17 protein-coding genes are annotated in these 24,027 nt (G+C 63.2%); 11 read left to right on the top strand and 6 right to left on the bottom strand.

Annotation, left to right across the window (positions count from 1 at the left end; all coding sequences use genetic code 11):
* Nucleotides 1-60: 60 nt before the first annotated feature.
* Nucleotides 61-1,437 carry an amino acid permease gene (locus OXH56_09570; GenBank protein MCY3555555.1) on the bottom strand — a complete coding sequence of 459 codons (1,377 nt, stop codon included), beginning with the start codon at nucleotides 1,435-1,437 and terminating at the stop codon, nucleotides 61-63.
* 309 nt (nucleotides 1,438-1,746) lie between these two features.
* Here OXH56_09570 and OXH56_09575 point away from each other — a divergent pair, with 309 nt between their 5' ends.
* The 3 genes from OXH56_09575 to OXH56_09585 all read left to right on the top strand — a co-directional run bounded on the left by OXH56_09575 (nucleotide 1,747) and on the right by OXH56_09585 (nucleotide 5,403).
* Nucleotides 1,747-2,859 carry a LacI family DNA-binding transcriptional regulator gene (locus OXH56_09575; protein MCY3555556.1) on the top strand — a complete coding sequence of 371 codons (1,113 nt, stop codon included), beginning with the start codon at nucleotides 1,747-1,749 and terminating at the stop codon, nucleotides 2,857-2,859.
* 157 nt (nucleotides 2,860-3,016) lie between these two features.
* On the top strand, nucleotides 3,017-4,060 hold the full coding sequence (locus OXH56_09580) for a LacI family DNA-binding transcriptional regulator (protein ID MCY3555557.1): 1,044 nt from the start codon (nucleotides 3,017-3,019) through the stop codon (nucleotides 4,058-4,060).
* Between the two features lie 320 nt (nucleotides 4,061-4,380).
* The gene (locus OXH56_09585) at nucleotides 4,381-5,403 is read left to right on the top strand and encodes a LacI family DNA-binding transcriptional regulator (protein ID MCY3555558.1); all 1,023 of its coding nucleotides are present in this window, start codon (nucleotides 4,381-4,383) and stop codon (nucleotides 5,401-5,403) included.
* A gap of 93 nt (nucleotides 5,404-5,496) precedes the next feature.
* Here the strand turns inward: OXH56_09585 and OXH56_09590 are convergent, their stop codons facing one another.
* Nucleotides 5,497-6,318: a phytanoyl-CoA dioxygenase family protein gene (locus OXH56_09590; GenBank protein ID MCY3555559.1), complete on the bottom strand. Its 822-nt coding sequence runs from the start codon at nucleotides 6,316-6,318 to the stop codon at nucleotides 5,497-5,499.
* Nucleotides 6,319-6,396: 78 nt separating this feature from the next.
* Nucleotides 6,397-7,446, bottom strand: coding sequence for a Gfo/Idh/MocA family oxidoreductase (locus OXH56_09595; protein MCY3555560.1), 1,050 nt, complete (start codon nucleotides 7,444-7,446; stop codon nucleotides 6,397-6,399).
* A gap of 337 nt (nucleotides 7,447-7,783) precedes the next feature.
* On the opposite strand from OXH56_09595, the gene OXH56_09600 reads away from it, so the two are divergent.
* The 4 genes from OXH56_09600 (at nucleotide 7,784) to OXH56_09615 (ending at nucleotide 12,999) form a co-directional block, all read left to right on the top strand.
* Entirely contained in the window at nucleotides 7,784-9,172 is a 1,389-nt protein-coding gene (locus OXH56_09600) for a GWxTD domain-containing protein (protein MCY3555561.1), read from the top strand.
* Between the two features lie 17 nt (nucleotides 9,173-9,189).
* A complete protein-coding gene (priA, locus tag OXH56_09605; GenBank protein MCY3555562.1) occupies nucleotides 9,190-11,649 on the top strand; it encodes a primosomal protein N' in 2,460 nt (819 codons plus the stop codon).
* A complete protein-coding gene (locus tag OXH56_09610) occupies nucleotides 11,646-12,485 on the top strand; it encodes a radical SAM protein (GenBank protein ID MCY3555563.1) in 840 nt (279 codons plus the stop codon). Before priA ends, OXH56_09610 begins: the two co-directional genes overlap by 4 nt.
* Nucleotides 12,486-12,576: 91 nt before the next feature.
* Nucleotides 12,577-12,999, top strand: a complete 423-nt coding sequence (locus OXH56_09615) for a PaaI family thioesterase (protein ID MCY3555564.1) — start codon at nucleotides 12,577-12,579, stop codon at nucleotides 12,997-12,999.
* A 101-nt stretch (nucleotides 13,000-13,100) separates the two neighbouring features.
* Here the strand turns inward: OXH56_09615 and solA are convergent, their stop codons facing one another.
* Nucleotides 13,101-14,240, bottom strand: coding sequence for an N-methyl-L-tryptophan oxidase (gene solA / locus OXH56_09620; protein ID MCY3555565.1), 1,140 nt, complete (start codon nucleotides 14,238-14,240; stop codon nucleotides 13,101-13,103).
* Between the two features lie 325 nt (nucleotides 14,241-14,565).
* On the opposite strand from solA, the gene purB reads away from it, so the two are divergent.
* Together purB and OXH56_09630 are read left to right on the top strand one after the other, a co-directional pair.
* Complete coding sequence (gene purB, locus OXH56_09625; GenBank protein MCY3555566.1) at nucleotides 14,566-16,002, top strand: adenylosuccinate lyase; 1,437 nt, start codon at nucleotides 14,566-14,568, stop codon at nucleotides 16,000-16,002.
* Nucleotides 16,003-16,099: 97 nt separating this feature from the next.
* A complete protein-coding gene (locus OXH56_09630; GenBank protein MCY3555567.1) occupies nucleotides 16,100-17,722 on the top strand; it encodes a sodium:solute symporter family protein in 1,623 nt (540 codons plus the stop codon).
* A 185-nt stretch (nucleotides 17,723-17,907) separates the two neighbouring features.
* On the opposite strand, the gene OXH56_09635 is transcribed toward OXH56_09630, so the two are convergent.
* Complete coding sequence (locus OXH56_09635) at nucleotides 17,908-18,303, bottom strand: rhodanese-like domain-containing protein (GenBank protein MCY3555568.1); 396 nt, start codon at nucleotides 18,301-18,303, stop codon at nucleotides 17,908-17,910.
* A 418-nt stretch (nucleotides 18,304-18,721) separates the two neighbouring features.
* Between OXH56_09635 and OXH56_09640 the strand changes: the two genes are divergently transcribed.
* Together OXH56_09640 and OXH56_09645 are read left to right on the top strand one after the other, a co-directional pair.
* Entirely contained in the window at nucleotides 18,722-20,194 is a 1,473-nt protein-coding gene (locus tag OXH56_09640) for an SLC13 family permease (GenBank protein ID MCY3555569.1), read from the top strand.
* 115 nt (nucleotides 20,195-20,309) lie between these two features.
* The gene (locus tag OXH56_09645; protein ID MCY3555570.1) at nucleotides 20,310-22,760 is read left to right on the top strand and encodes an ABC transporter permease; all 2,451 of its coding nucleotides are present in this window, start codon (nucleotides 20,310-20,312) and stop codon (nucleotides 22,758-22,760) included.
* Between the two features lie 69 nt (nucleotides 22,761-22,829).
* Here the strand turns inward: OXH56_09645 and OXH56_09650 are convergent, their stop codons facing one another.
* Entirely contained in the window at nucleotides 22,830-23,834 is a 1,005-nt protein-coding gene (locus OXH56_09650) for a cobalamin-independent methionine synthase II family protein (protein MCY3555571.1), read from the bottom strand.
* Nucleotides 23,835-24,027 lie beyond the last annotated feature (193 nt).

Here is a 24,027-nt window from a genome sequence, read left to right on the forward strand (position 1 = left end):
ACTGCGTCAGGCAGATGGACCGGAATACCGCGGTGCAGGGACGACGTGAGACCTATCGCGTTAAGCTTTCCGGAACCAGACCAGGTATACCACGGCCCCCAGGCCCAGGCATCCCAGTCCGGGCAGCGCCTGCAGGAAGTTCTGCGTGACGACCGTCACCACGACCCAGGCCACCACCACCAGGAACAGCACCGGCACGTAGGGATAGCCGGGGACTTTGTAGGGCCTGTGGGCGTTCGGATGCTTGCGCCGGAGCACGATGAGGGCGAGGACGTTGAGCCCGTAGTACAGGTAGACGATGTAGACGAAGGCGTTGATGATGTCCTGGAAGCCGCCCAGGAAGGTCCACACGAAACCCATGATCGACATGGCCACGACGGCGCGGGACGGCGTCCGGTACCGGGGGTGCACATGGGTGAACCACTTGAAGAACAGGCCCGCTCTCGCCATGGCGTAGGGGATCCGGGGGGTGATGATCATGGTGCCGTTCATGGTGCCGAAGGTCGAGATCATGACGGCCGCCGAGATCAGCGACGCGCCCACGGGGCCGATCAGCCGGCTTGCCGCGTCGGCCGCAACGCGCTCGGAAGCCGCGATTTCGTCGATGCTCAGGATGTACAGGTAGGACCAGTTGACCGCGAGGTACACGAGCGTGCAAAGGCCCAGGCCGAAGAAGATCACCCGGGGCAGGATACGCTGGGGGTCCTTCACTTCGCCCACGACCATGTTGGTGTTGACCCAGCCCTGGTAGGCGAAGAGACCGCCGATCATCGCCGGACCGAGCACGGCCAGGATGCTGAAGTCCATGTCCGGCGGCACCAGCGGCACGAAATGCTCGCTGTTCCCGCCGATCCAGGCGGCCAGCAGCGCCAGGCCGACCAGGGCCGTAACCTTGGCGAAGGTCGTCAGGTTCATCACCAGTCCGCCGAATCGGACGCCGACGTAATTGACATAGCAGAGGAACAGGATCAGCGCCCAGACGGCGACCTGCTGGGAAGAGATGCTCAGGGGACCGAGTTCCAGCACGGTGATCTGGGGCGAGATCGCCGGGATGAAATACCCCATGTAGCTGGTGCATATGGCGCCGATGGCGGCCATGCCGGCGCTCTGGAGCAGCACGAACTCCACCCATCCGTAGAGGAAGGCGATGATGGGCGGGAAGGCCTCGTTCAGGTAGACGAACTGCCCGCCGCTCCGGGGCATCATGGTGCCGAGTTCGGCGAAGCACAGGGCTCCGGCGAAGCCCAGCGCCCCGCCCAGGATCCACACCAGGAGGAACAGGCCGGGATTGCCGAGCTGCTGGGCGATGCCCGCCGGCGCGCCGAAGATGCCGGAACCGATAATGCCGCCGACGATGATGGTCGTGGCGGATACCACGCCCAGATCGCGTCTGAGTTCGGTTTCGAGCTGGAAGGGACTGGATGAATCGGGTTTCACGGAGAAGAAGATACCATCCGGTAGGAAAGGTACGCCATAGTTTTATTCCCGCCAGGCAACGGGAAGGACGACCGGGCGCTTGAGCCACCTTGCCGCTTGACAATCCTCACGGCAAAGACCTACCTTTCGCAGGATACCCACACCGCTTACCCACGCCTCAAGATCCGGATCACCGCAAATGCAATCGAGATACCCTATTCATGAACCAGCGTGTTGTCACGACCGTCTATACACACGTGTGCGCTGGATGGCAATGGCATGGATCCTACCCGCCGTCGTGAACCGCGCACAGTCACGGGAGCCAGACCCGTGAGGAACAGGCCGGTCACGATCAAGGACATCGCCAGGCGGCTGGGCATTTCGTACTCCACGGTCTCCCGGGCGCTGTCTCCCCGCATGTCCCACCTCGTAAAGGAACAGACGCGTCTGCTTGTGAGACGGACCGCGGCGGAGATGGACTATTCGCCCAATCTCATGGCCCAGGCTTTCGTACAGGGAACGGAAGGCGTCCTGGGGCTGGTGACCAACCGGATCGGCCAGGAATTCACCGGCCGGCAGATCAGCCACCTGGTGCGGGCCGCCGCTCGAGAAGGTTACCAGGTGCTGGTCGCGGCGGTCTCGAGCCGGACCGCAACATCCGCGGCGGTCTCGAGCCGGACCGCACCTTTCGGGAAAATCGACAGTGCCGAACAGCCAGGAAAGGCCAAAAGGTCTGAACAGGCTGAACGATCCGATCAGGCTGAGCAGTTCATGCATCTGAAGGCCCGTGACGTAGACGGCATACTGGTCCAGGCACTCGGTGACGAAAGCGAGTCGGCCCGGATCGTCCATGCCGCGAGAGGAAAACTGCCCGTCGCGGCCTTTGGATACGCCGTGGACGATGTATCGAGCGTTCTCCTGAACCCGGCCCCGGGCATGCAGGCGGTCACCGAGCACCTCATCGGTCTCGGGCATGAACGGATCTGTTTCCTGGGCGAAGACCCGATCGGATCGGACGGTCCTCGTTCACATGTAATGGGTTATCGCACCGCGATGCGCAGACACGGACTGACACCCCGCATCGTTCCGGTCGAAGCCGGAAGCGCCCGTTCCGGATACAACCTGGGCAGGGCGCTGCGCGGCCGGTATACGGCCCTTGCATGTTGCTCTGATTACACGGCCCTCGGCGTCTGCAGGGGACTGATCGAATCCGGCGTGCGGGTTCCCGATGACATGGCGGTAACCGGTTTCGGAGACAGCGAAGTCTCGGCCTACGTCAGGCCATCCCTGACTACGCTAGCCATCCCCTTCGAAGATATGGCCGCCCAGGTTATACAGGACATCATTCACCAGATCCACGACCGCACCGCCCCGCGGCGGAGTGTATTCAGCCCCGATCTTATCGTCCGGGAATCCTGCGGCGCGGATAAGATCACACCATAGAAAAAACCGATTGACACGCGCACCGGGCCTGATCAAATTCGTTTTTGCAAACGTGTGTAATTCGCAGCGAAAATCTGAAAAACGGGTACCGGTCCTGGCCTTCAGGCGGATAACCAGCCGCCGGGGACGCGTCCGTGAAACCGGTGCGGAAGGGACGATGAGAAAGAAGCGGGTGACGATCAAGGACATCGCGAAAACGCTGGGCATCTCCCACACCACGGTCTCTCGCGCCTTGTCCCGGAACAAGTCGCACATGGTAAGCGAGGATACCCGCAGGCGGGTGGAACGGGTTGCCGAGGAGTTTTCCTACCGGCCCAACCTCCTGGCCAAGGGATTCGCCACCGGGAAAACGGGCACGCTGGGCCTGCTGACCGGCGAAAGCTACCAGGAGCAGGCCGGCACGCAGATCGAGAGCTTCCTGAGAGCCGCGGACGAACGGAACTTCCGGCTCCTGGTGGGCATGTCCGCCGAATGGGACTCCTCGTCCCCTGAGACCGGCCAGGCCGTGCAGATGGAGCAGTTCATATCAAGCGGCATTGACGGACTCCTGGTCCAGACCATGGGCGACGAGGAAGAGTCGGAGCGTATCCTGGCCACTGTCGAAGACCGGGTACCCGTAGTGACTTTTCACCATCCCGCCCGGGGCTTCCCCGGCGTGGTACTGGATTTCGCGGCAGGGTTCCACCGGGCGACGGAGCACCTTATCGCGCTGGGTCACCGGCGCATAGGGTTTCTCGGTGAGAACTGGGAAGGCGCCGGTCATGACACCGCCCGCGGAACGGGGTATTTCAAGGCCATGACCGAACACGGCCTCCACCCCGTTTGCCTGCCCGTCGGCCGCCAGCAGACGGAATCCGGCTATCGGCTATCCCGGGAGGTAAAGGACCGGTTCACCGCCCTCCTGTGCTGCAGCGACTACACGGCCATCGGCGTATACCGCGGCCTGGACGAATTGGGGATCCTCGTACCGGACGACGTGGCCATCGTGGGCAGCGGCGATTCGGACGTATCGGCTTTCGTGACGCCTGCGCTTACGACGCAGTCGACGCCCTCCAGGGGCATCGCACGTGCGGCGATGGAACTGATGGTGAAGATTCTCGAGGGCCGGGAGGTGGGATGCCAGATCGTGCTGGCGTCCAATCTGATTGTAAGGGAATCCTGTGGTTCCGGCGCCGTGGATCCAACCACGATGCCGTGGTGACCCGCGCGGGGTCCCGCCCCTGCCCGGGGTTCCGGCACTGCCCGGGGTTCCGCCGCTGCCCGTCCTTCCGGAGTCGCCCGTCCTTCCGACGGCGATTTCAACGTCCTTGACACGGAACCGCCCCATTTTATCTTTATGGGTGGTGTCATTCTCCGCTATCGTACTGATTCGAAAACGCGTTTCGTCATTCCAACCCGTGCGTTCACGTCCTAACTCGACCTTTCTGGAATCCTGCACGGTCACGGGCCGTTCCGTCCGCCCGTTCCGGCGCGGGACTGCAGTCGAAGCCAGATCGGCCCTCGGTTAGATCGGATCGGTCCATGAGAGTCAAGCAGGTCACCATAAAGGACATTGCGCAGAGACTGGGAATCTCCCACTCCACGGTCTCGCGGGCCTTGTCCCGCAGCGCGGCCTATCTCGTCAGCGAAAAGACCCGGATGCTCGTGAAGCAGACCGCGGACGAGATGCAGTATACGCCCAATCTGATGGCGCAGGGATTCGTAACGGGCAAGACGGGCACGCTGGGCCTGCTCACCTACCAGATCTCCCTTGAAACGTACGGAAACCAGACGGAACAGATTCTCAGGGCGGCCGAGCGAGAGCACTATCAGCTGCTGATGGGCATGGCCGTGAACCGGACTTCCCGGTCTTCGCAGGACGACCAGGGCATGCAGATCCGGCAGTTGATCTCAAGGGGCGTGGACGGGCTACTGATCAACACGCGGGGCGACCGGGGGGAATCGGATCGAATACGGGACATGGTGCGGAACCACATTCCCGTGGTGACGTACTACTATCCCACGGAGCATATCAGCGGTGTCGTGCTGGACCTCGAGGCCGACTTCTATCACGCGACAAACCACCTGATCGAACTGGGTCACCGGCGGATCGGGTACATCGGCCGGAACCTGGATCTCGATAGCCCGGTTTCGTCCAAGGGAAGAGGTTACTGCAGGGCGATGGGGGACAACGACCTGGCCCATGAGATCATCCCTCCTCTGGGCAGCCGCGGCGAAGGCGGCTATATCCAGGGACTCAACCTGCGGGACCGGTTCACCGCCTTGCTCTGCAGGGATGACTACACGGCGATCGGCGTATGCCGCGGCTTGCGCGACGGGGGGCTACGCATACCGGAAGACGTGGCCGTGGTGGGTTTCGGAGATATAGACGTGTCGGCCTACCTGTCGCCTGCGCTGACCACGATGGCCGTCCCTTACCAGGAAATAGCCGGGACGGCGATTGACCTGTTGCTGCGCAAGATCGGCGGAGAAGACACGACCGAACAGGTCACGCTCCGCTCCCGCCTCATCGTCCGGGAGTCCTGCGGCGGGAACAAGGATTAGGTCCCGGCGCACGGCCTCCTGGCGTGCCCTCCCCACGGATTCTCGTTCCGGTCCCGGCCTGCCGAATACATCTCCTCTCAGCGCACGGCCGTTTTACGCCCAGCGGTCCAGGCCCAGCAGCCTTCGTCCCAGCGCGGTGAGGCGCGCGGGTTCGCCTCTGCGCTCGACGCCGCGCGGATCGCCCGGGAAGGCGTCCGGGTTCTTGCGGTTCCTCCAGAGCGAGACGCGGTGTTGCCGGAGGTTCTCGTCATCCTCCGCGCTCGGGCTCGCGGAAATGTACTGGCTCCAGCGGGGCCGGTCGGAGGTGTTTCGGCTGTTCCCGTGGGGCAGCAGGCTGTGCCAGATGAGCAAGTCGCCGGCCTTGCCGGGGATGGCGACTGGTTCCAGGCCCGTCATGTCCGGCTGCATGGGATTACGGTCGGGAGGCTGGGTCTTCACCCATTCGAAGAACCGCCTGTGGAACCCCGGTACGCACTGGAAGCCGCCCTGGTCGGCGTCCGTATCGGTCAGGTACAGCACGCCCTGTACCTTGAACGCCTCGGGATCGACCGCCGTGTCCGTATCCCAGTGAATCAGTGACTCGTTGAACCCGTGCGGCCGGTCTTCCCGTTCCGGCGGCGTCATGTTCGCACGGTCGATGCTCACCCAGAGCTTCTCCTCGTTCCACAGGGTCTTGAACGCCTCGTAGACCCGCGCATGCTGCCGGTTGTCCCACATCGCCTGGTGATGGTACATTTCGACGAATCCGAGACGGCGGGGCGGATCGGCGTACCAGGTCTCTGGATCGCGGGGGTCCAGTTCCAGGAATCCAGCGATGGCCGAAATCGTGGCTTCCAGGTGAGCGGCGGGTACGGCCTCGGGTATGATCACGTAGCCGTTTTCGTCCCAGCAGGACCACTGATCGTCGGTGAACAACGCATTTCCTCCCGGCTTGTCGAAGTGTCAAGCGATCGGCGTGACGGTCCGCCCGGTTCGCCCGTTCTTTCCCGCGGCTCAGACCAGGGTTGTTATGGGCACTTCACGGCCCGTTTCGGCGGACCGGTAGATGCCGTTCAAGATCTGCTGCACGAGGAGTCCGTGCTCGCCCGGCGCCTCGGACGGTTTCCGGGTCCGCACGCAGTCGATGAAATGTTCCATCTTGAAGCGGAAACCATCCATATCGGGTAGATAGTCCGGCTTGATGTTGATCATGGTGCCGGACTGGTCCTTGAAGACGCGGGGCGGACTGAACTGGCCGCCGGCCTTTTCGCCCATCAGCGAGAAAGTCCATTCTCCCTTTCCGATATGCGCCGCGAAGGAAGCCTCCACGGAGAGCGTGGCGCCGTTGTCGAACCGGATCATCCCCACTGCCAGGTCCTCGACCGAGTACGTTTCGTGATCCCAGTCGGGCCACATGGATACCGTGTCGCTGGGCCGGTCTCCCAGGTAGGTGTAGGCGCTCCCGAAGGCGCTTACGGGCTGAGGGGAGCCCATGAGATAGTGGGCCGCTTCGATCATATGCACGCCGATATCGATCAACGCGCCCCCGCCCTGCAGGTCTTTGCGGCCGAAAACGCCCCAGTTCGGAATCCCGCGGCGGCGGAGGGCCAGGCATCGTCCGTACAGGATCTTTCCGAATTCTCCCCGGTCGATGAAGCGTTTGAGCATCCGGGCCTCCGGCGCGAACCGGTGCTGAAAACCGATCACCAGGATGCGGCCCGTTTCCCGGCTCGCTTTGACCATATCTGCGGCTTCTTCCGCCGTGATGGCCATGGGTTTCTCCACCAGGACGTCCTTGCCGGCCCGGAGCGCGTCTATGGTCGGCTCGCAATGGGCGCTGTTCGGGGTGCCCACGGTGACCGCGTCGATCGAATCCATCGCCAGCAGTTCCCGGTAGTCCTCGAAACAGTGGGGGATGCCGTACGTTTCCCGGCAGGTATCCAGGGCGGCGCCGCTGATGTCGGCGACCGCCGTCAGTTCCACGTCGTCCATACCGGACAGGTGCTGCATGTGTTCACGGGCGATGCCGCCCCCACCGATAAAACCGACCTTCGTCTTAGGCACACTGCCTTCCTTTCTTCATGCTGCGGATCAGGGTTTCTTCTGAACCGTCACGTCCGATTCGCCGCCTGTTTCGCCGCCCGTTTCGCCGAGGGGCGAGTCGATACGGGGAACTGAATCGATGCATTTGTATTCAATACTATGTAGGAACAATCGTGCGTATGCGCGTCGCGCGCGAACGCAAATAATACTTTTGCCGGTCGACGAAATGCAAATATATTGCAAGGTAAACCCCGACACAACTCTATCAAGGCACCAGGGAAGGCGCTTTGGCGGGCGTTTGCGATCGAGGTCCGCGCCGGCAAGGCCGCGCGCCTCTTTTACGCGCAGTGGAGTTTCGATGTTCGACGCTGGAAGGTGGATCAAGGTGTTTTCAGGGCTTGCGATGCCGGCCGTAGCGATGCTGCTCGCGGTGCCGGCCATAACCGTGCTCGCGGCTCCGGCGGCTCCGGCGGCGGTGGCGACACCGGACGCTCCCGCTCCGGCGGACCGCGTTCCCGATCAATCGGGCAGGATCAACCCGAGTCTAGCCGTGGTGGACATCGTCACCTCGCGCGGCGATACCGTGGACAGCACGCGTGTAGACTGCTACTACCGCCTTTCGAACGAACTGTTCAGTTTCGTACGGGCCGGGGACCGCTACGCCGCCCGTTTCGAACTTTCGCTGATCGTGATCGACGATGACGACTACCAGGTTACCGCCGAGACCATCCGGGATTCGGTCCTGGTGGATTCCGAAGCCGAGATGCGGGTGATGGACCATTCCCGCGCAAAGCTGTACACTACCTACCTTCCCCCGGGCGAGTACGACCTGGAGATCAAGCTCTACGACCAGGATACCGGCAGCCAGCATGACATGGCCCGGCCTTTTGAAGTGCCCGATTACTACAAGGACCGGCTGAGCGTAAGTGACATCCAGTTCGCCGGACTGGTCCTGGAAGGGTCGTCCAACGTCGGCCTGGAACGCAGGGGCATCCGGATAGTTCCCAACCTGACCCGCGCCTTCGGCGAAGACCATACCGACATGTACATCTACTACGAGGTGTATTCGGACGCGGCCGGCGAGGCGCAACAGCCGCTGTCTGTGGTGTACAAGATCAAATCACCATCGGGCAAGGTGATGCTGGACCTTGAGGAACCCCTGGAACGGCAGGGTCATATCGGCGCGTACAGCGGCCGGTTCGATACCAGCGACCTGCCCCAGGGGGTGTACACCCTCGAGATCGAAGTTGATGACCGCGCCGTTCGAAACCGGGCGAAAGCCGAATCGGAATTCCAAATCACCTGGCAGTTCCTGCTGCCTCTGACGACGGCGAAGAACTTCAGGGAGATCACCGAGCAGCTCCGGTATATCGCCAAGAACGACGAGCTGGATACGCTGAAGAAATACAGGGACGCGCCCGCGGGAGAACAGAAAGTCGCCCTGGAAGCGTTCTGGAAACGCCGGGACCCCACGCCCGGAACGGACCGGAACGAGCATATGATCACCTATTACCGGCGGATCGCGTACGCGAACGAACATTTCGACGACGGACTCCGGAAGGGCTGGCGCAGCGACCAGGGCCGGGTCTATATCGTCTACGGTCCGCCGGACGAGATAGAACGGCATACCTGGGACCGGTCCTTCTCCCATCCGTACCAGGTATGGCACTACAACAACATAAGCCGTAGTTTCGTCTTCATCGACTTCGACGGCTATGGCAGGTACCAGCTCTATCGGGTGTATTGAAACGGCGGTCACAGCCTATGACGGCTTCCGTCCGGTTTGCCGAAATAGTCCTCCCTCTACCGGTCGACCAGGTATTCTCCTACAGTATTCCGGACAATCTCCTCGAAACGGCCCTGCCGGGACGGAGGGTGTCGGTCGCCTTCACGAACCGCAGGATGACCGGTGTCATCACGGCGCTATCGGACACCTGTCCCGTACCGCGGTACAGGCCGCTGTTGGACGTCCTCGACAGCGAAGCGGTCCTGGACGCCTCGCTGCTCGACCTCACGCGGTGGATCGGCCGGTACTATCTCTGCCCGTGGGGCGAAGCGATCAAGGCCGCCCTGCCCGCGGGCATGCTGTCGGAAAGCGAACAGATCGTCAGCCGGGACGAACCTTGTCCTCCCGAGTGCATGGACCGGCTTCGCCGCGCCGCGCCCCGGCAGGCCGAACTGCTCGCCCAGGTTCCGGAACAGGGCGCTGTCACGTTGACGAGCCTCCGGCGTAAGACCCGCATCTGGCAACCCTTCGCGGCCCTTCGCGGCCTCGAGGCGAAGGGCCTGGTCACGATTTCGATCGGAGAAACCGGCACCGGTCCGGGCATCCGGTACGAGACCTGGGTCGAACTGGTCCCGCCGAAGGAGGAGGCGGACCGGATCGTGACCAGGCTGATCCCCCGGGCGACCCGGCAGGCCAGCTGCATCAACCTCCTGGCGCGGCACGGCGGCCGGCTGACCACGGAGCAGCTCCGGCACCTGGGGCGGATCGAACGGGCCGTGGTGCGGAGACTGGAGAAGAAGGGCCTGGTTTCGCTCCATGAGGTGGAGACGATACGTGATCCCTACCGGGACGCCGAACTGCCCGTACCGGACGAGGTCGATCCCACGGAGGAGCAGGCCGAGGCACTGCAGGCGATCCACGGCGCCATCGGCCAGGGCGCCTTCAAGTCCCTGCTGCTTTACGGCGTCACCGGCAGCGGAAAGACGCACGTCTACGTGAAATCCATAGAAAAGACCCTGGAAGCGGGCCGGTCGGCCATCGTGCTCGTGCCGGAACTCGCCCTGACTCCGCAGGCCGTGCGGCAGTTCCGCGCCCATTTCGGCGATCTCGTGACCGTTCTGCACAGCGGCCTGTCCCCGGGGGAGCGGTACGACTCCTGGCGGCGGACCCGCGCCGGGGACTACCGCATCGTCGTCGGCGCCCGGTCCGCCGTGTTCGCACCGCTTTCCGATCTCGGCCTGATCGTCATCGACGAGGAACACGAACCGTCCTACAAGCAGTTCGACGACCCCCCGCTCTATCACGCGCGGGACGTGGCGGTCATCCGGGCGCGCACGGTGAACGCCGTGACGGTCATGGGCAGCGCGACACCTTCCCTGGAGACCTACGCCAATACGCAGACCGGCAAATTCGAATGCTGCCGCCTGACCGAGCGAGTGGACCGGCGCCCCCTGCCGGGCGTGCGGATCGTGGACATGCGGGAGGAGCGCAGGCTGGGGCGCTTTTCGATCTTCTCCGCTCCCCTGTCCGACCGGATCAAGGACCGTCTCGACCGGAAGGAGCAGATCATCCTCTTCCTGAACCGGCGCGGATTCTCTCCCTTCGTCCAGTGCTACGACTGCGGGCACTCCGTGTCCTGTCCCCATTGCAGCGTGACGATGACCTACCACGCCGACAGCCTGTTCATGCGGTGCCACTACTGCGACCACAGGGACCAGGCGCCGGAGATTTGCCCCAAGTGCCGTTCCAGGTCGATCGGATACCGGGGCGTCGGCACCCAGCGCGTCGAGGAGGAACTGAAGGAGCGGTTTCCGGACGCCCGGATCGTCCGCATGGACATGGACACCACGTCGCGGAAGGGTTCCCACCAGGATATATTCCACCGCGTGCTGAACCGCGAGGCGGACATCCTGCTCGGCACGCAGATGGTGGCCAAGGGGTTCGATTTCCCGAACGTGACGCTCGTGGGCGTCATCTCGGCCGACACGTCGCTTAACCTCCCGGATTTCAGGGCCAGCGAGCGGACCTTTCAGTTGCTGACGCAGGTGGCCGGCCGGACCGGGCGGGGCAAGCTGGGCGGCGAGGTGATCGTCCAGACCTATTCGCAAGGGCATCACAGCGTCGCAAGCGCGCAGGCGCACGACTACGAGTCCTTTTACGCCCGGGAAATCAACGACCGCAAGGCACTCGGCTATCCACCCTTCGGGCGCATGGTGGGGATCCTGTTCCAGGGGGAACGGGACGAATACGTGATGCGGGAGGCGCGCCGGTTCGCCGAGCTCATGGGGAAACAGCCGGGGGGGTTGAATATACTGGGGCCTGCGCCGCCGGTGATCGCCCGGGTGCGCAACCAGTACCGCTGGCAGATCATCGCGCGGAGCAGCCATTCCGGGCGTCTGCGTGACGCCGTGCGGCAGGCCCGGCTGCAATGGGAGCGCAACGCCGACAGCCGGCGTGTTCATCTGAAAGTCGACGTGGATCCCGTGGGGCTGATGTGAAAACGGAAATACGCGAAACTACCTGCAAGACGATCCTGACGCGCACGGGCGGGTTCCTGGAAGACTACACCCATACCCTGCAGCCCTATGTCGGCTGCGTGTACCGGTGCCCCTACTGCTATGTGCAGGCTCTGCCCGTCCACCTCTACCACGGCGGGGCCTGGGGCGACTACGTGGACGTCAAGATCAACGCGCCCGAACGGCTCGAGGCCGAGATGGCCCGTCTGAAGAAGCGGGACAAGCCGGTGCGGGTATTCCTGAGTTCCGCCACGGACCCCTACCAGGGCGCCGAGTCGAAATACCGGATCACGCGCAAGTGCCTGGAGGTGTTCGCCAGCCTGCAACCGGAACGGCTCGTCGTGCAGACCCGCAGCCCCATGGTCCGCCGGGACTTCGACGTGCTGAAGCGCATCGAAGCAGTCGAGCTGAACATGACGCTCGAAACTCACGACGAGACCGTCCGCCGCAATCTCACGCCCCATGCCCCCTCCGTCGCCTGGCGGCTCAAGACCCTCGACGCCGCCATGGAAACCGGCCTTCCGGTCCGGGTCACGATCAGTCCCATGCTGCCCAACGACCCCGACACCTTCGTGGAAACGCTCCGGGATCGCTGCCACTCGGTGGTCGTGGATACGTATTTCGACGGGGACGGATCGGGCGGCATGCGGACCGAACGCCTCCAGGTTCGGGCGATGTACGAGCGGTTCGGTTACGGGGAGTGGTACCGGCTCGGCGCCCATCACGCACTGGTGGACGCGCTGACGGCTTCCCTCGGCTCCGAACGCGTCGCGTACAGCAAGGAAGGGTTCAACCGGTCGGCCCGATCCATATTGTGATGGACAGGCGAGGGCGTTCTGGTTATCATCCGACGTGCAATTTCGACCTCGTCGGGTTCCCGCAGGAAGCTAAAGCAGGCCACACCTTCATATGCCCAGGGTAACCGTAGCCGAATTGCAGGACTTCATAGATGGCGTGCCATTCGTCCACGATCTCGGACTGCGGATCGTCGAGGTGGAGGACGGGATCTGCCGCGGCCGGTTGCCCTATCAGCCCCGGTTCGCCCAGTCCTACAACCTCGTGCACGGCGGGGTGACGGCCTCCCTGGCCGATACCATGGCGTACATGGCCCACGCCACGCTGAACGGGATCACGCGGGACACGGTGACCACCAACCTGACGGTCACCTACCTCTATGCCGCCAGCGAAGAGGCCCTCAACGCCGAGGCCCGGGTCATCAAGAATGGCCGAAAGGTCCTTTACGGCGAAGTGGTGATCACCAACGACGCCGGTACCCGGGTCGCCCACGCCACGGTCACCTATCTCAGACTGGACTACCAGCCGCGGGGGTAGGCGCCGCAGCCCGGCTGAACTCCGTACGTCCTGCCGCCATGTGGTCCTTTGGATCTTGTTCGTTTTCTAGGGTTAGAGCCGGGCGTCGAAGGACCAATGCCTTATCCGAACCGCGCCAGCCCGTGCAGGGCGATGTCGTGCGAGGTTTTGCCTGTTGTGGCCAGATCGGCCATGACCTCTCCGATGACACTGCAGAACTTGAACCCGTGGCCGGAGCAGGGGGAGGCGACGAATACGTTCGCATACTCCGGATGGGCGTCCAGGATGAAGTGGCCGTCGGCGGTGTTGGTGAAGGTGCAGACCTGCAGGCTCGTGGTGGGCCCTGAACCATCGGGAAAGTAGCGTTCGGCGAATGCCCGGAGCACGGCCTCGTCGCGGGGATGGGCGGATCGGTCGATCCGGTCCATATCGACCTGCTCGTCCAGGTGATGGTAACGGCCGATCTTGAATCCCGGCACCCCGTGCACGGGAAGTCCATAGTACCGGCCCTCGGCCACCCGGAGATTGAACACCGGGAACCGGTCCGGCTGGAAAATCTCCAGTCGCTTCGGCTGAAACCAGCCCAGCACCTGTCGTTCCGGCTGCACCAGTCCATCAAGGGATTTCACCACTTTGCCGATCCAGGCGCCCGCGGTGATGACGATCCGGCCGGCCGTGTAGGTCGATTTTCCGGTCTTTACCGTGACGCCGCGCCCGTCGGAATCCCAGTCCAGCACCGGTTCGCATCCGTGGATTTCAGCGCCTTCCCGCTGCGCCGCCTCCACGTGGGCGACAATGCAACGCTCGGGCAGTAGATACCCGCCGTCCGTCTGAAAAACGGCCATGATGTCCTCCGGCAACCGGTAGCCTGGGAAACGCCCGTTCACCTCCGTGCCCGTAAGGACCTCGTGGGGCAGGCCGTGCTCCTCGCAGGACGCCTTCGAGCCTTGAAAGACCCAATCGTCCGCGGGGCCGGCGTCCAGCGCCCCCGTGATATGCAGCAGCTGCTCGCCTGCCCGCTCCTCGATATCCCTCCACAGCGCGTAGGCGCGCCGGAGCAGCGGTACGTAGGACGGGTGTTCTGAGTAAGCTAGGCGGATAATGCGCGTCTGACCGTGGGAAGATCCGAGATCGTGGGGGATGTTAAACTGTTCGAGACCCAGCACACGGAAACCGCGGCGGGCAAGGTGCCAGGCCGCGGCGCTGCCCATGCCGCCCACACCGATCACGATGACGTCGTATGAGGAGGTTGGACGGCTCACGGATCAGATGCTCCAGGGAACAAGCGCGGAGCCTAGAGCACATGTGGTGCTCAGAGCACATGCGCGGTGTCACAAAGTATACACGTACGGAGTCAGAAAGTTGGCCTGAATATAGAGGTCTGAGCGTACCGAATCAAGCAGATCAGATCTCTCGAAACCGGCGTTTTGGCGGACGCCGGGATAAAGAACCTTGCCGATTCCCGTGGTCGGAAGGTATACTGAAACCGCGGGAGCACGAAGGGAGCGCGAAGGGAACGCGAAGGGAACGCAAAGGGAACGCGAAGGGAACGCGAGAAGCAGGCAGGTTCCGGAATCGGGGCGACTCATGTCTCTACGATCGCTATCTCCCCTGGACGGCCGATACGGCGACCGGCTACAGGGCCTTTCCTCCTATTTCTCCGAATGGGCACTGATCAAGTACCGGCTGCACGTGGAGATCGAATGGCTGATCACCATGGCGGAGCGGCCCGAGATCGAACACGTACGCGTCTTTTCCGAGGAAGAGACCGGTTTCCTGCGGTCGCTGGTCCTTGATTTCACCGACGCGCAGGCTGCGCGGATCAAGGAAATCGAGGAGGAGACCCGCCATGACGTCAAGGCGGTGGAATACTACGTAAGGGAAGCCATTGCCGGGACCTCCGTGGAGGACGTCACCGAATCGGTCCATTTCTGTTGTACTTCCGAAGACATCAACAACCTTGCCTACGCCCTCATGCTCAGGGACGGGATCCAGCAGGAGTGGCTTCCCGGAAGCCAGGACCTGATTTCCGTCGCGGCCGCCCTCGCCGGCGATACGGCGGACATCCCGATGCTCAGCCACACCCACGGGCAATCCGCCACGCCCACCACCGTAGGCAAGGAAATCGCCGTGTTCGTCGCCCGTTGGCGGCGCCAGCTCGACCAGGTCTTCCACAGTGAATACCTCGGCAAGTTTAACGGGGCGGTGGGCAACTACAACGCTCACCTCGTCGTGTATCCCGATGTGCCGTGGGAGGCCGTCGCCCGGCACTTCGTCGAGGACCGCCTCGGACTGACCTTCAATCCGATCACCATACAAATCGAGCCCCACGACTACCTGGCGGAGCTTTTTCATCGGCTGATGCGATTCAATACCGTGCTGCTCGATTTCGACCGGGACATGTGGTCGTATATTTCCCTGGGCTACTTTCGCCAGAAAGTGGTGGGGACCGAGACGGGTTCCTCGGTCATGCCCCACAAGGTGAACCCCATCGATTTCGAGAATTCCGAGGCCAACGTGGGCGTCAGCAACGCACTGCTCGAACACCTGGCCGGAAAGCTGCAGATCTCGCGGCAGCAGCGCGACCTGAGCGACTCCTCCGCCCTGCGGAACGTCGGCGTAGCCATCGGCCACTCGCTGCTGGCGATCCATTCGGCCATCCAGGGCATGGCCCGGGTGGACGTGGATCGGGACGTGGTGAGCGCCGACCTCGACGGGGCCTGGGAGGTGCTGGCGGAAGCGGTGCAGATGGTCATGCGCAAGGCCGGCCACGAGAACCCCTACGAGCGGATGAAGGCGCTGACCCGGGGACAGGTCATTACGCAAGAGATCATGGAGGACCTGATCCGCGACCTGGACCTGCCGGACGACGACAAGCTTCGCCTGCTCGCCCTGACGCCTCCGGACTACGTCGGTCTCGCGCCGGTACTGGCCCGGCACATCGCCCGGGAGGGCGAGGACATCGTACCGGAAGGCGCGGCAGGCAAACAGGATTCGCCGGGCGCCGACGGAGAAGACGCCTGATCCCGATGCGCGCCTGCGAGACGCGCGCCCGCGTAATGCGCGCCTGCGAAGACGATTCCTCCAGGTAATCCAGAACCCATCTCGGCTCCACCAATCCATGCCGTCTCTCCCTACGAATTTCGGTACCCTGGACTGGCTGATCGTCGCCGTATACATGACGGCCACCGTAGGCGTGGGCCTGTACATGAACCGGTACATCCGGGACATGGGGGACTACATCGTGGCGGGCCGGTCGCTCAAGTCGCGCCTGGCCGTGGCGACCATGATCGGGAGCGAGCTCGGGCTGGTGACGGTCATGTACTCGGCCCAGAAGGGGTTCACGGGCGGGTTCGCGGCCTTCCATATCGCGGTCATCGCCGGCGTCGTGACCTTCATCGTCGGCATGACCGGTTTCATCGTGGTGCCCCTGCGCCGCCTCGGCGTGATGACGATCCCCGAGTTCTACGAGAAGCGGTTCAGCCGCGGCGTGCGTATCTTTGGGGGCCTGCTCCTCGCCTTCGCCGGCATTCTGAACATGGGCCTGTTCCTGAAGGCGGGCGCCCTTTTCGTAACAGGCCTGACCGGGCTGACCGATCCCAACGCCGTCGCCGTGGTCATGACCGTCATGCTCGCGCTGGTGATCGCCTACACCATCATGGGCGGCATGGTCTCGGTAGTGATCACCGACTACATCCAGTTCGTGGTCCTCTCCTTCGGAATGATCCTCACCTGCGGCATGGCGGTGTACGCTCTCGGCTGGCCGACCATCGTTGAGACCGTGGCTTCCGTCCACGGCGAGTCCGGCTTCAACCCCCTGCTCGAGGGCAGCGGCTTCGGCCCCTCCTACATCATGTGGATGATCTTCACGGCAGGCCTCGTGTCCTGCGCCGTATGGCAGACCTCGGTCATGCGCGCATGCGCCGCCGAAAGCGTGGAAGTGGTCCGCAGGCTGTACCGGTGGTCCTCCATCGGCTTTTTGATCCGGTTCATGATCCCCCAGTTCCTCGGCATCTGCGCCCTCACGTTTTTCTTCAACAATCCCGAGTTCCGCGGGTTCTTCTTCGATGAAACCGGGTCGCCGACCCCCGATCCCACGATGACACTGCAGGCCATGCCCCTCTTCCTGTCCCAGGTCCTGCCCACCGGCATCATCGGCCTCGTCGGCGCGGGGCTCCTCGCCGCCTTCATGTCGACCCACGACAGCTACCTGCTCTGCTGGGCGTCGGTGCTCACCCACGACGTCGTGGCGCCGGCCACGAACGAGCGCCTGACCACACGGTGGCGCCTGGCGCTGTCGCGCGTCTTCATCCTGGTGATCGGCCTGTTTCTGCTGGTATGGGGGCTCTGGTACGACCTGGGGCAGGACCTGTGGGACTACATGGCCGTGAGCGGCGCCATCTACTTCACCGGCGCCTTCACGCTGCTGCTGGCGGGGCTGTACTGGAAGCGGGCGAGCACCGTGGGGGCCTACCTGGCGCTCACCGCGGGCATCGGCGCCGTGGCGGGCCTGGGACCCGTGAACCAGGCGCTGGGACTGGGCATGTATAAAAGTGACGAGATCGGGCTGGCCATCACCGCGCTGGCCCTGGTCCTCATGTTTGCCGGATCGCTGGTGTTCCCGGACCGTGTGGAGAGTCAGAAGCGCTCGGACCGTGTGGACCATCTTGAGCGCCAGGCCCGTGCGGACAGTCCGGCCATCACGGATCGCTTGGACAGTCCGGGCCGGAAGGAGGAGGCGTGATGGAGTTCTGGAGTACGCTCTGGGCGGTGGTTTTTGTGCTTTGCCTGCTGCTGTTTGCGGTTGTGGCCGTGTATGTCAGCGTAGGCGCGCTTGGAGATATCAGGGCGTTATTCAGGAGGATGGGGAGACGGGATGGGGAGGCGTAGACCATCCCGCCAGGCTGGTCATTATCGAAGTAACTCGTTCTATCCGCAGCCGCAGACGAGTGCCTTGCCCTCGGTCGCCTGCAGGCCTTCAGTTTCGTAGCCGTCTCTCATCCACCAGTCCAGACCGCCCATGAGTTCCTTCACGTTGAAACCCAGCCGGGCCATGTTGAGCGCGCCTTTGGTCGACGCGTTGCACCCTATGCCGTCGCAATAGGTCACGTAAAGGGTGTTTTTGTCCAGGTGACCTGTGGTTTCCGGATCCATGGTCCGGTGAGGTATATTGACGGCACCGGGGATATGGCGTTCAGCGAAGGCTTCCTCGGACCGCGCGTCCACGACTACGACGTCCTTGCCCAGGGTGATGGATTCCCAGAGGTCATAGGAATCGGTCTCGTATTTCAGTTTGTTCTCATAGTGTGCGATCTGGTCTTTCATGGGTCCTCCGGTAGGTTTGGGCCTGTTGGTTTGAACCAATGGGGCCGATTTACTGTCTTTCCAAAAACAGGGATATCAAAATAGTCCCGGCACTACCTGTCTGCAAGCATTATCGCCTGCCGCCATGGTCTGGCGGACCGGTCGTTCCAGCACGTCTTATTTCTTGACTAATCACCGTAATCGTTCCTTTAGTAACCCATACTTGCCGTGCAGGCCGGTCAGTTCTTTCGGTGTGCCCGCTCCATCGATTCCTTAGTCGTTCAAGTTCAATTTCAAATGGAGGCGGTCTCACATTTCGACGAATCCCCAAAGCCTCAAAACCACCATCCAGTGGATCGGGCTGATCGCGGGTCCGCTGCTCGCAGTCCTGCTCTACAGCCTGCTGCCCCACGCGTATCCGATCAGCACGGGCGAGACGGTGAAATTCTCGAACGCGGGCCGGGCCACGACGGCCCTGGCGGTGTGGATGGCGGTCTGGTGGATGACGGAGGCCGTTGAACTATACGCCACGGCGCTCCTGCCCCTGGTCGCCCTTCCCATGACCGGCGCGGCCTCGGTGCGCGCGGCGGCCGCGCCTTACGCCCACGAACTGATCTTCCTCTTCATGGGCGGCTTTCTCATTGCCCTCGCCATGCAGCGTTGGGGCCTTCATCGGCGCATGGCCCTCAGAGCGCTGCGCGCGGCCGGCGACCACCCGGCGGGCATCGTGGCCTGCTTCATGGGGGTGACGGCCTTCTTCAGCATGTGGGTGTCCAACACGGCCACCGCGGTCATGATGTTGCCCATCGCGCTGAGCATCATCGCCCTGGTCGAGCAGGTGGAGCCCGGAAGCGTGGGAGGCGGCGGGAGCGGCGGGTCGGAAGACGACGGCGGTGTGACGGCCGGCGGTGTGGCGGCAGGCGTCGAAAACGCCGGTCCCGGTTCGAAGACCCGTCCTCATTTCGCCCTGTGCCTGCTCCTGGGTATCGCCTACGCGGCGTCCATCGGCGGCATCGGTACGATCATCGGTACACCTCCCAACGTCTTCCTCGCTTCCTTCATCCAGTCCAGCCTCGGCCAGGAGATCAGCTTCGTGCGGTGGATGGGCGTGGGGCTTCCCCTGGTGGCCGTCTTCCTGCCGCTGGCCTGGCTGATGCTGACCCGGGTCCTCTATCCCCTGCGGGGCGAGCGCATCGAGGGGAGCAGGGAAGTGACGGAAAGGGCCTACCGGGAACTGGGCGTGATGTCGCGGGGGGAAAGGGTCGTCCTGGCGGTGTTCCTGCTTGCGGCCGTGTCGTGGATCGCGAGGCCGCTGCTGGTGCGCTTCCAGATCGGAGACATGCACCCGCTGGCGGGCCTGTCTGATCCGGTCATCGCCATGGTCGCGGCGCTGGTCCTCTTCGTCGTGCCGGTGGACGTGAAGCGGCGGGTGTTCGTCATGAACTGGGAAACGGCCCTGAAGATTCCCTGGGGGATCCTCCTGCTTTTCGGAGGCGGGCTCAGCCTGGCGGCGGCCATCCGGGTCAACGGCGTGGGGGAGTACATCGGGCACCAGCTTGGGATCCTGTCCGGCATCCCTGTTTTTTTGCTCGTCATGGCTGTCATCGCTTTGGTGATCTTCCTCACGGAACTGACCAGCAACACGGCCACCACGGCCACGTTCATCCCCATCCTGGCCGCCCTGGCGCCGGTTTTCGAACTGCACCCCTTCATGCTGATCGTACCGGCCGCCATCGCCGCAAGCTGCGCCTTCATGCTGCCGGTCGCCACGCCGCCCAACGCCATCGTTTTCGGGTCCGGCCACGTCACCATCCAGCAGATGATCCGCGCCGGGTTCTGGCTGAACCTGGCCGGCGTCGTCCTGATTACCGTGCTCGCATATACGGTGATGATGCGGATGCTGGGCGTTTAGTGCACCTGCTTCGCCGCATTGCCGACGGAAGGGCCGCCGGCATCGTCGCCGACGGGGCGAATTCCCACTGAGTATCCAACAGGTGTAACGCACCCCGCGTCCCGCGGAGTCGGACATGCTTATCAGCGACCTGGTCTTCGCACTACGGCACTTAAGCCGCAACAAGGGCTACACCCTGGTCAACGTCCTGGGCCTGGCAGTCGGCATGGCTTGCGCCATCCTGATCTTCCTCTATGTCGGGCACGAACTGAGCTATGACCGCTACCACGAGCACTCCGACCGGATGTACCGGGTCGTGCTCAACGACAACGCAAAAACACCCCGCAGCGTGGGGCCGGCGCTACAGGCCGACTTCCCTGAGGTACAGGACCTGCTGCGTTTGCACCCCACGACCGGCACCTGGGTCATGAAGTACGAAGACCGGATTTACTACGAAAGAGCGGTCTACTGGGCGGAAAGCTCACTGTTCGACTTCTTCGCGCTGCCCCTGGTCCAGGGAGATCCGGATCGCGCGCTCGAAGCGCCGTACACCCTGGTCATCAGCGAAGATACGGCCCGCAAGTATTTCGGCGACGAAGATCCCATGGGCAAGACGATCGTCGCCGACAACGGCTTCATGCTGTTGACCGTCACCGGGGTCATGGAAAACATGCCGGCGAACACCCATTTCCAGGCCGATTTCTTTATTTCGCTGGCATCGGGGTACGAGGAGTACGGTCGTTGGTCCCGGGAGAACTGGGATTCCTTCTTCTTCTACACCTACATCATGCTGGAACAAGGGGTTTCACCGACGGACCTGGCCGCGAAGCTTCCCGGCTTCGTGGACCGGCACGTGGGAGAGCAGCTTCAGCGGCGCGGCGGCCGCTACGAGTTCTCCCTTCAACCGGTCACCGACATCCACCTGCATTCCCACCTCGAGAACGAGCCCGGCGCCAACACCGACGTCAGCTATGTCTATATCCTGTCGGCCATGGGGCTGTTCATCCTGGTGATCGTCAGCATCAACTACGTGAACCTGTCCACCGCGCAGTTCGTCCACCGGGTGCGGGAGATCGGCATGCGGAAGGTACTCGGCGCGTCAAGGTTGCACCTGGTCCGGCAGTACCTGGGAGAGTCCGTCCTGCTGGCTTTTGCGGCCCTGCTGATCGCCCTGCTGGCGGTATGGCTCGTATTTCCCTGGTTCGATGGGCTGACGGGCGTGCCGGCATCGGCCCGGTTCATGGGACATTTCATGTGGTGGGTAGCCCTGCCGGCCGTTGCGATCTTCACCGGCCTGTTGTCCGGAGGCTATCCGGCCATCCGGCTCTCCGCCTTCGGGACAATTCCAGGGCTGAAGGAGGGCCGATCAGGCCGGCCAGGCCGATCAGGGCGCCCTGGCCAATCAGGCCGGCCAGGCCAATCAGGCCGGCCGTACGAAACGGACCGGGCCATTATCAGGAAGCTGCTCGTGGTCGTCCAGTTCGCCATCTCCATCACGCTGATCATCGGCACGGGGGTCCTGTTCAGCCAGATCAGCTACATTCAGAACAGGCACCTGGGTTTCGACAAGGAGCAGGTAATCGCCATTCCCTCGATCGCCGAGGTGGCCTACAAGTACCAGCCCTGGAAGGACGAACTGCTCGGGCACAGCGGGGTGGTTGACGCGAGTCAGGGCGTATACCTGCCCGGACTGGAGGGGAACATCGGGTGGGTGACCTCAGAAACGGCCTGGCGCGTTGATGATCCGGACCAGGTCAAGCACGACCTCCAGGGCATTATCGTCTCGGCGGGTTACGCGGAGACACTGGGCCTCGAACTGCTGGCGGGAAGGTCGTTCAGCGGTCCGTTGGACAGCCAGGCCGAATCCGACAAGATCCTGCTCAACGAGTCCGCCCTCCGGGTCCTGGGCTGGGATACTCCGGAAGAGGCCCTGGGCCGCCAGGTCCGGTTCGGCATCGGCATGACGCAGACGGTCATCGGCGTCGTCCGGGATTTTCACCTTCGCTCGCTACACCTGCCCATCGAACCCCTCGTGATCCTTTACGGCCGTGGACAACTCATCGCCGTCAGGTTCCAACCCGGGGACACGACGGGCACGCTGGAATTTATGGAACAGGCCTGGGCCCGCCATTTTCCCGATTTCCCCTTCGCCTTCTCTTTTATCGACGAGGATATCGACAGGCTCTACCGGGCCGAACAGCGCATCGGGTACCTCTTCGCGGTCTTCGCCCTGGTGGGGGTGCTGCTCGCCTGTCTGGGCCTCTTCGCGCTGGTCTCCTACACGGTCGAGCGCCGGGTCCGGGAGATCGGCATCCGAAAAGCGCTAGGCGCCACCGTGCGCCGCATGCTCGCCCTGCTGTCCGCCGAATTCGTGGGCCTCGTGCTCCTCGCCAACGCCCTCGCCTGGCCGGCCGCATGGCTGATCATGAGCCGCTGGCTCGAGTCCTTCGCATACCGGATCGACTTGGGATGGGGGCTCTTCTTCGCCGCCTGTGGCGTGGCCCTGCTGATCACGGTGCTGACCATCGGATACCACGTGACCCGGACCGCGCTGGCCAATCCGGCCGAAGTGCTGCGCGGCGAGTGATACGTGGAATAGTAAAGGCAGGGAGGTACAATCCGACCGAAATGGCGCGCAGGGAGTAGGGCCGGGCCGCTACTGTCCCAGCACGAGGTCCCGCCCCGCCACCAGGCTGGCCATCTTGCGGTCCGCCACGCTTCGGGGGAGCATCCAGAACCCGCAGTCGGGGTGCACCCAGCGCACGCGCTTCGGTCCGAGCACGTCGACGGCATGTTCGATGCGGCGGGCAACCTCGTCCGGTGATTCCACGCCGTTGTCCTTGATGTCGACCACGCCCACACCCAGCGCGATGTCTTCGCGCAGATCCCTGAACATCGGCAGTTCGTCGTAACCCCTGCGGGCGAACTCCAGGACGAGATGGTCGACATCCAGGTTGTTCAGGAATACCATCAGGTCATTCCACAGGCCGGACTGGATGCTCTGCCCGCCGTAGTTGCCGAAGCAGAGGTGCAATCCCTTCTCTCCCTGCACCGCACCGAGCACGTGGTTGACGGGTTCGTGGGCCCAGTCCGCGTCCTCGGGATGGCCGGTCAGGTTGGCCTCGTCCACCTGCAGGACCGGCGCGTCGATCTCGGCGACCTGCCTGCGCAACACCTCGGCGATGTCCATCGACATGGCGCGCAGATCGCCGTAATGCTCGTCCAGGAGCGTCTTGGCCAGCATGTAGGGTGAGGTGACCGTGAACTTGAGCGTGCGGTCGGTGAGCGTTCGCATTGACTGCCACGCGGCCGGCAGGTTGAGTGCGCCTTCCCCGATCTTGCCGCGCACGATGCCGCCGGGCGTGCTGCGGAAAGCCATTCCCTCGCGCTTCCGAAAATCGGCGAGGATCTCGCGGGAGACCTCCGTCGTGATCCCGGACATGGGCCGGATGAAGTACTCGATCATCCCGTTGGTCTCCGGGTGGCCGACATCGAAGCGCGACAGCTCCCCGTCGGTGAGGACGTCGATCCCGGCCAGTTCCTGGGTCTTCAGGATCACCTTGGCCGCGTCGATCAGGTTGGGCGTGGTGGGATAGGCCGCCAGCCAGTCCGGGATGGGATAGCTGCCGACCACGGTGGTCTTGATTGCGGGTTTTGACATTACGGAAACTCCCTGGATAAGCAAGAACCTGCTTCAGGATCGATCCGGTCGCAGGGCTTTTCAAATAACATGACGATGAAGAGAAATATACATTATGCATCTCGGCGTCGGTATTAATACAGACGCGTTGGCGTCAATTCCGAATGCAAGCGCAAATCAACAGTGTATCGCCGTCGCTGCGTTGTAAAGTACC

Source organism: Gemmatimonadota bacterium (genome assembly GCA_026702745.1).
GTDB lineage: Bacteria > JAAXHH01 > JAAXHH01 > JAAXHH01 > JAAXHH01 > JAAXHH01.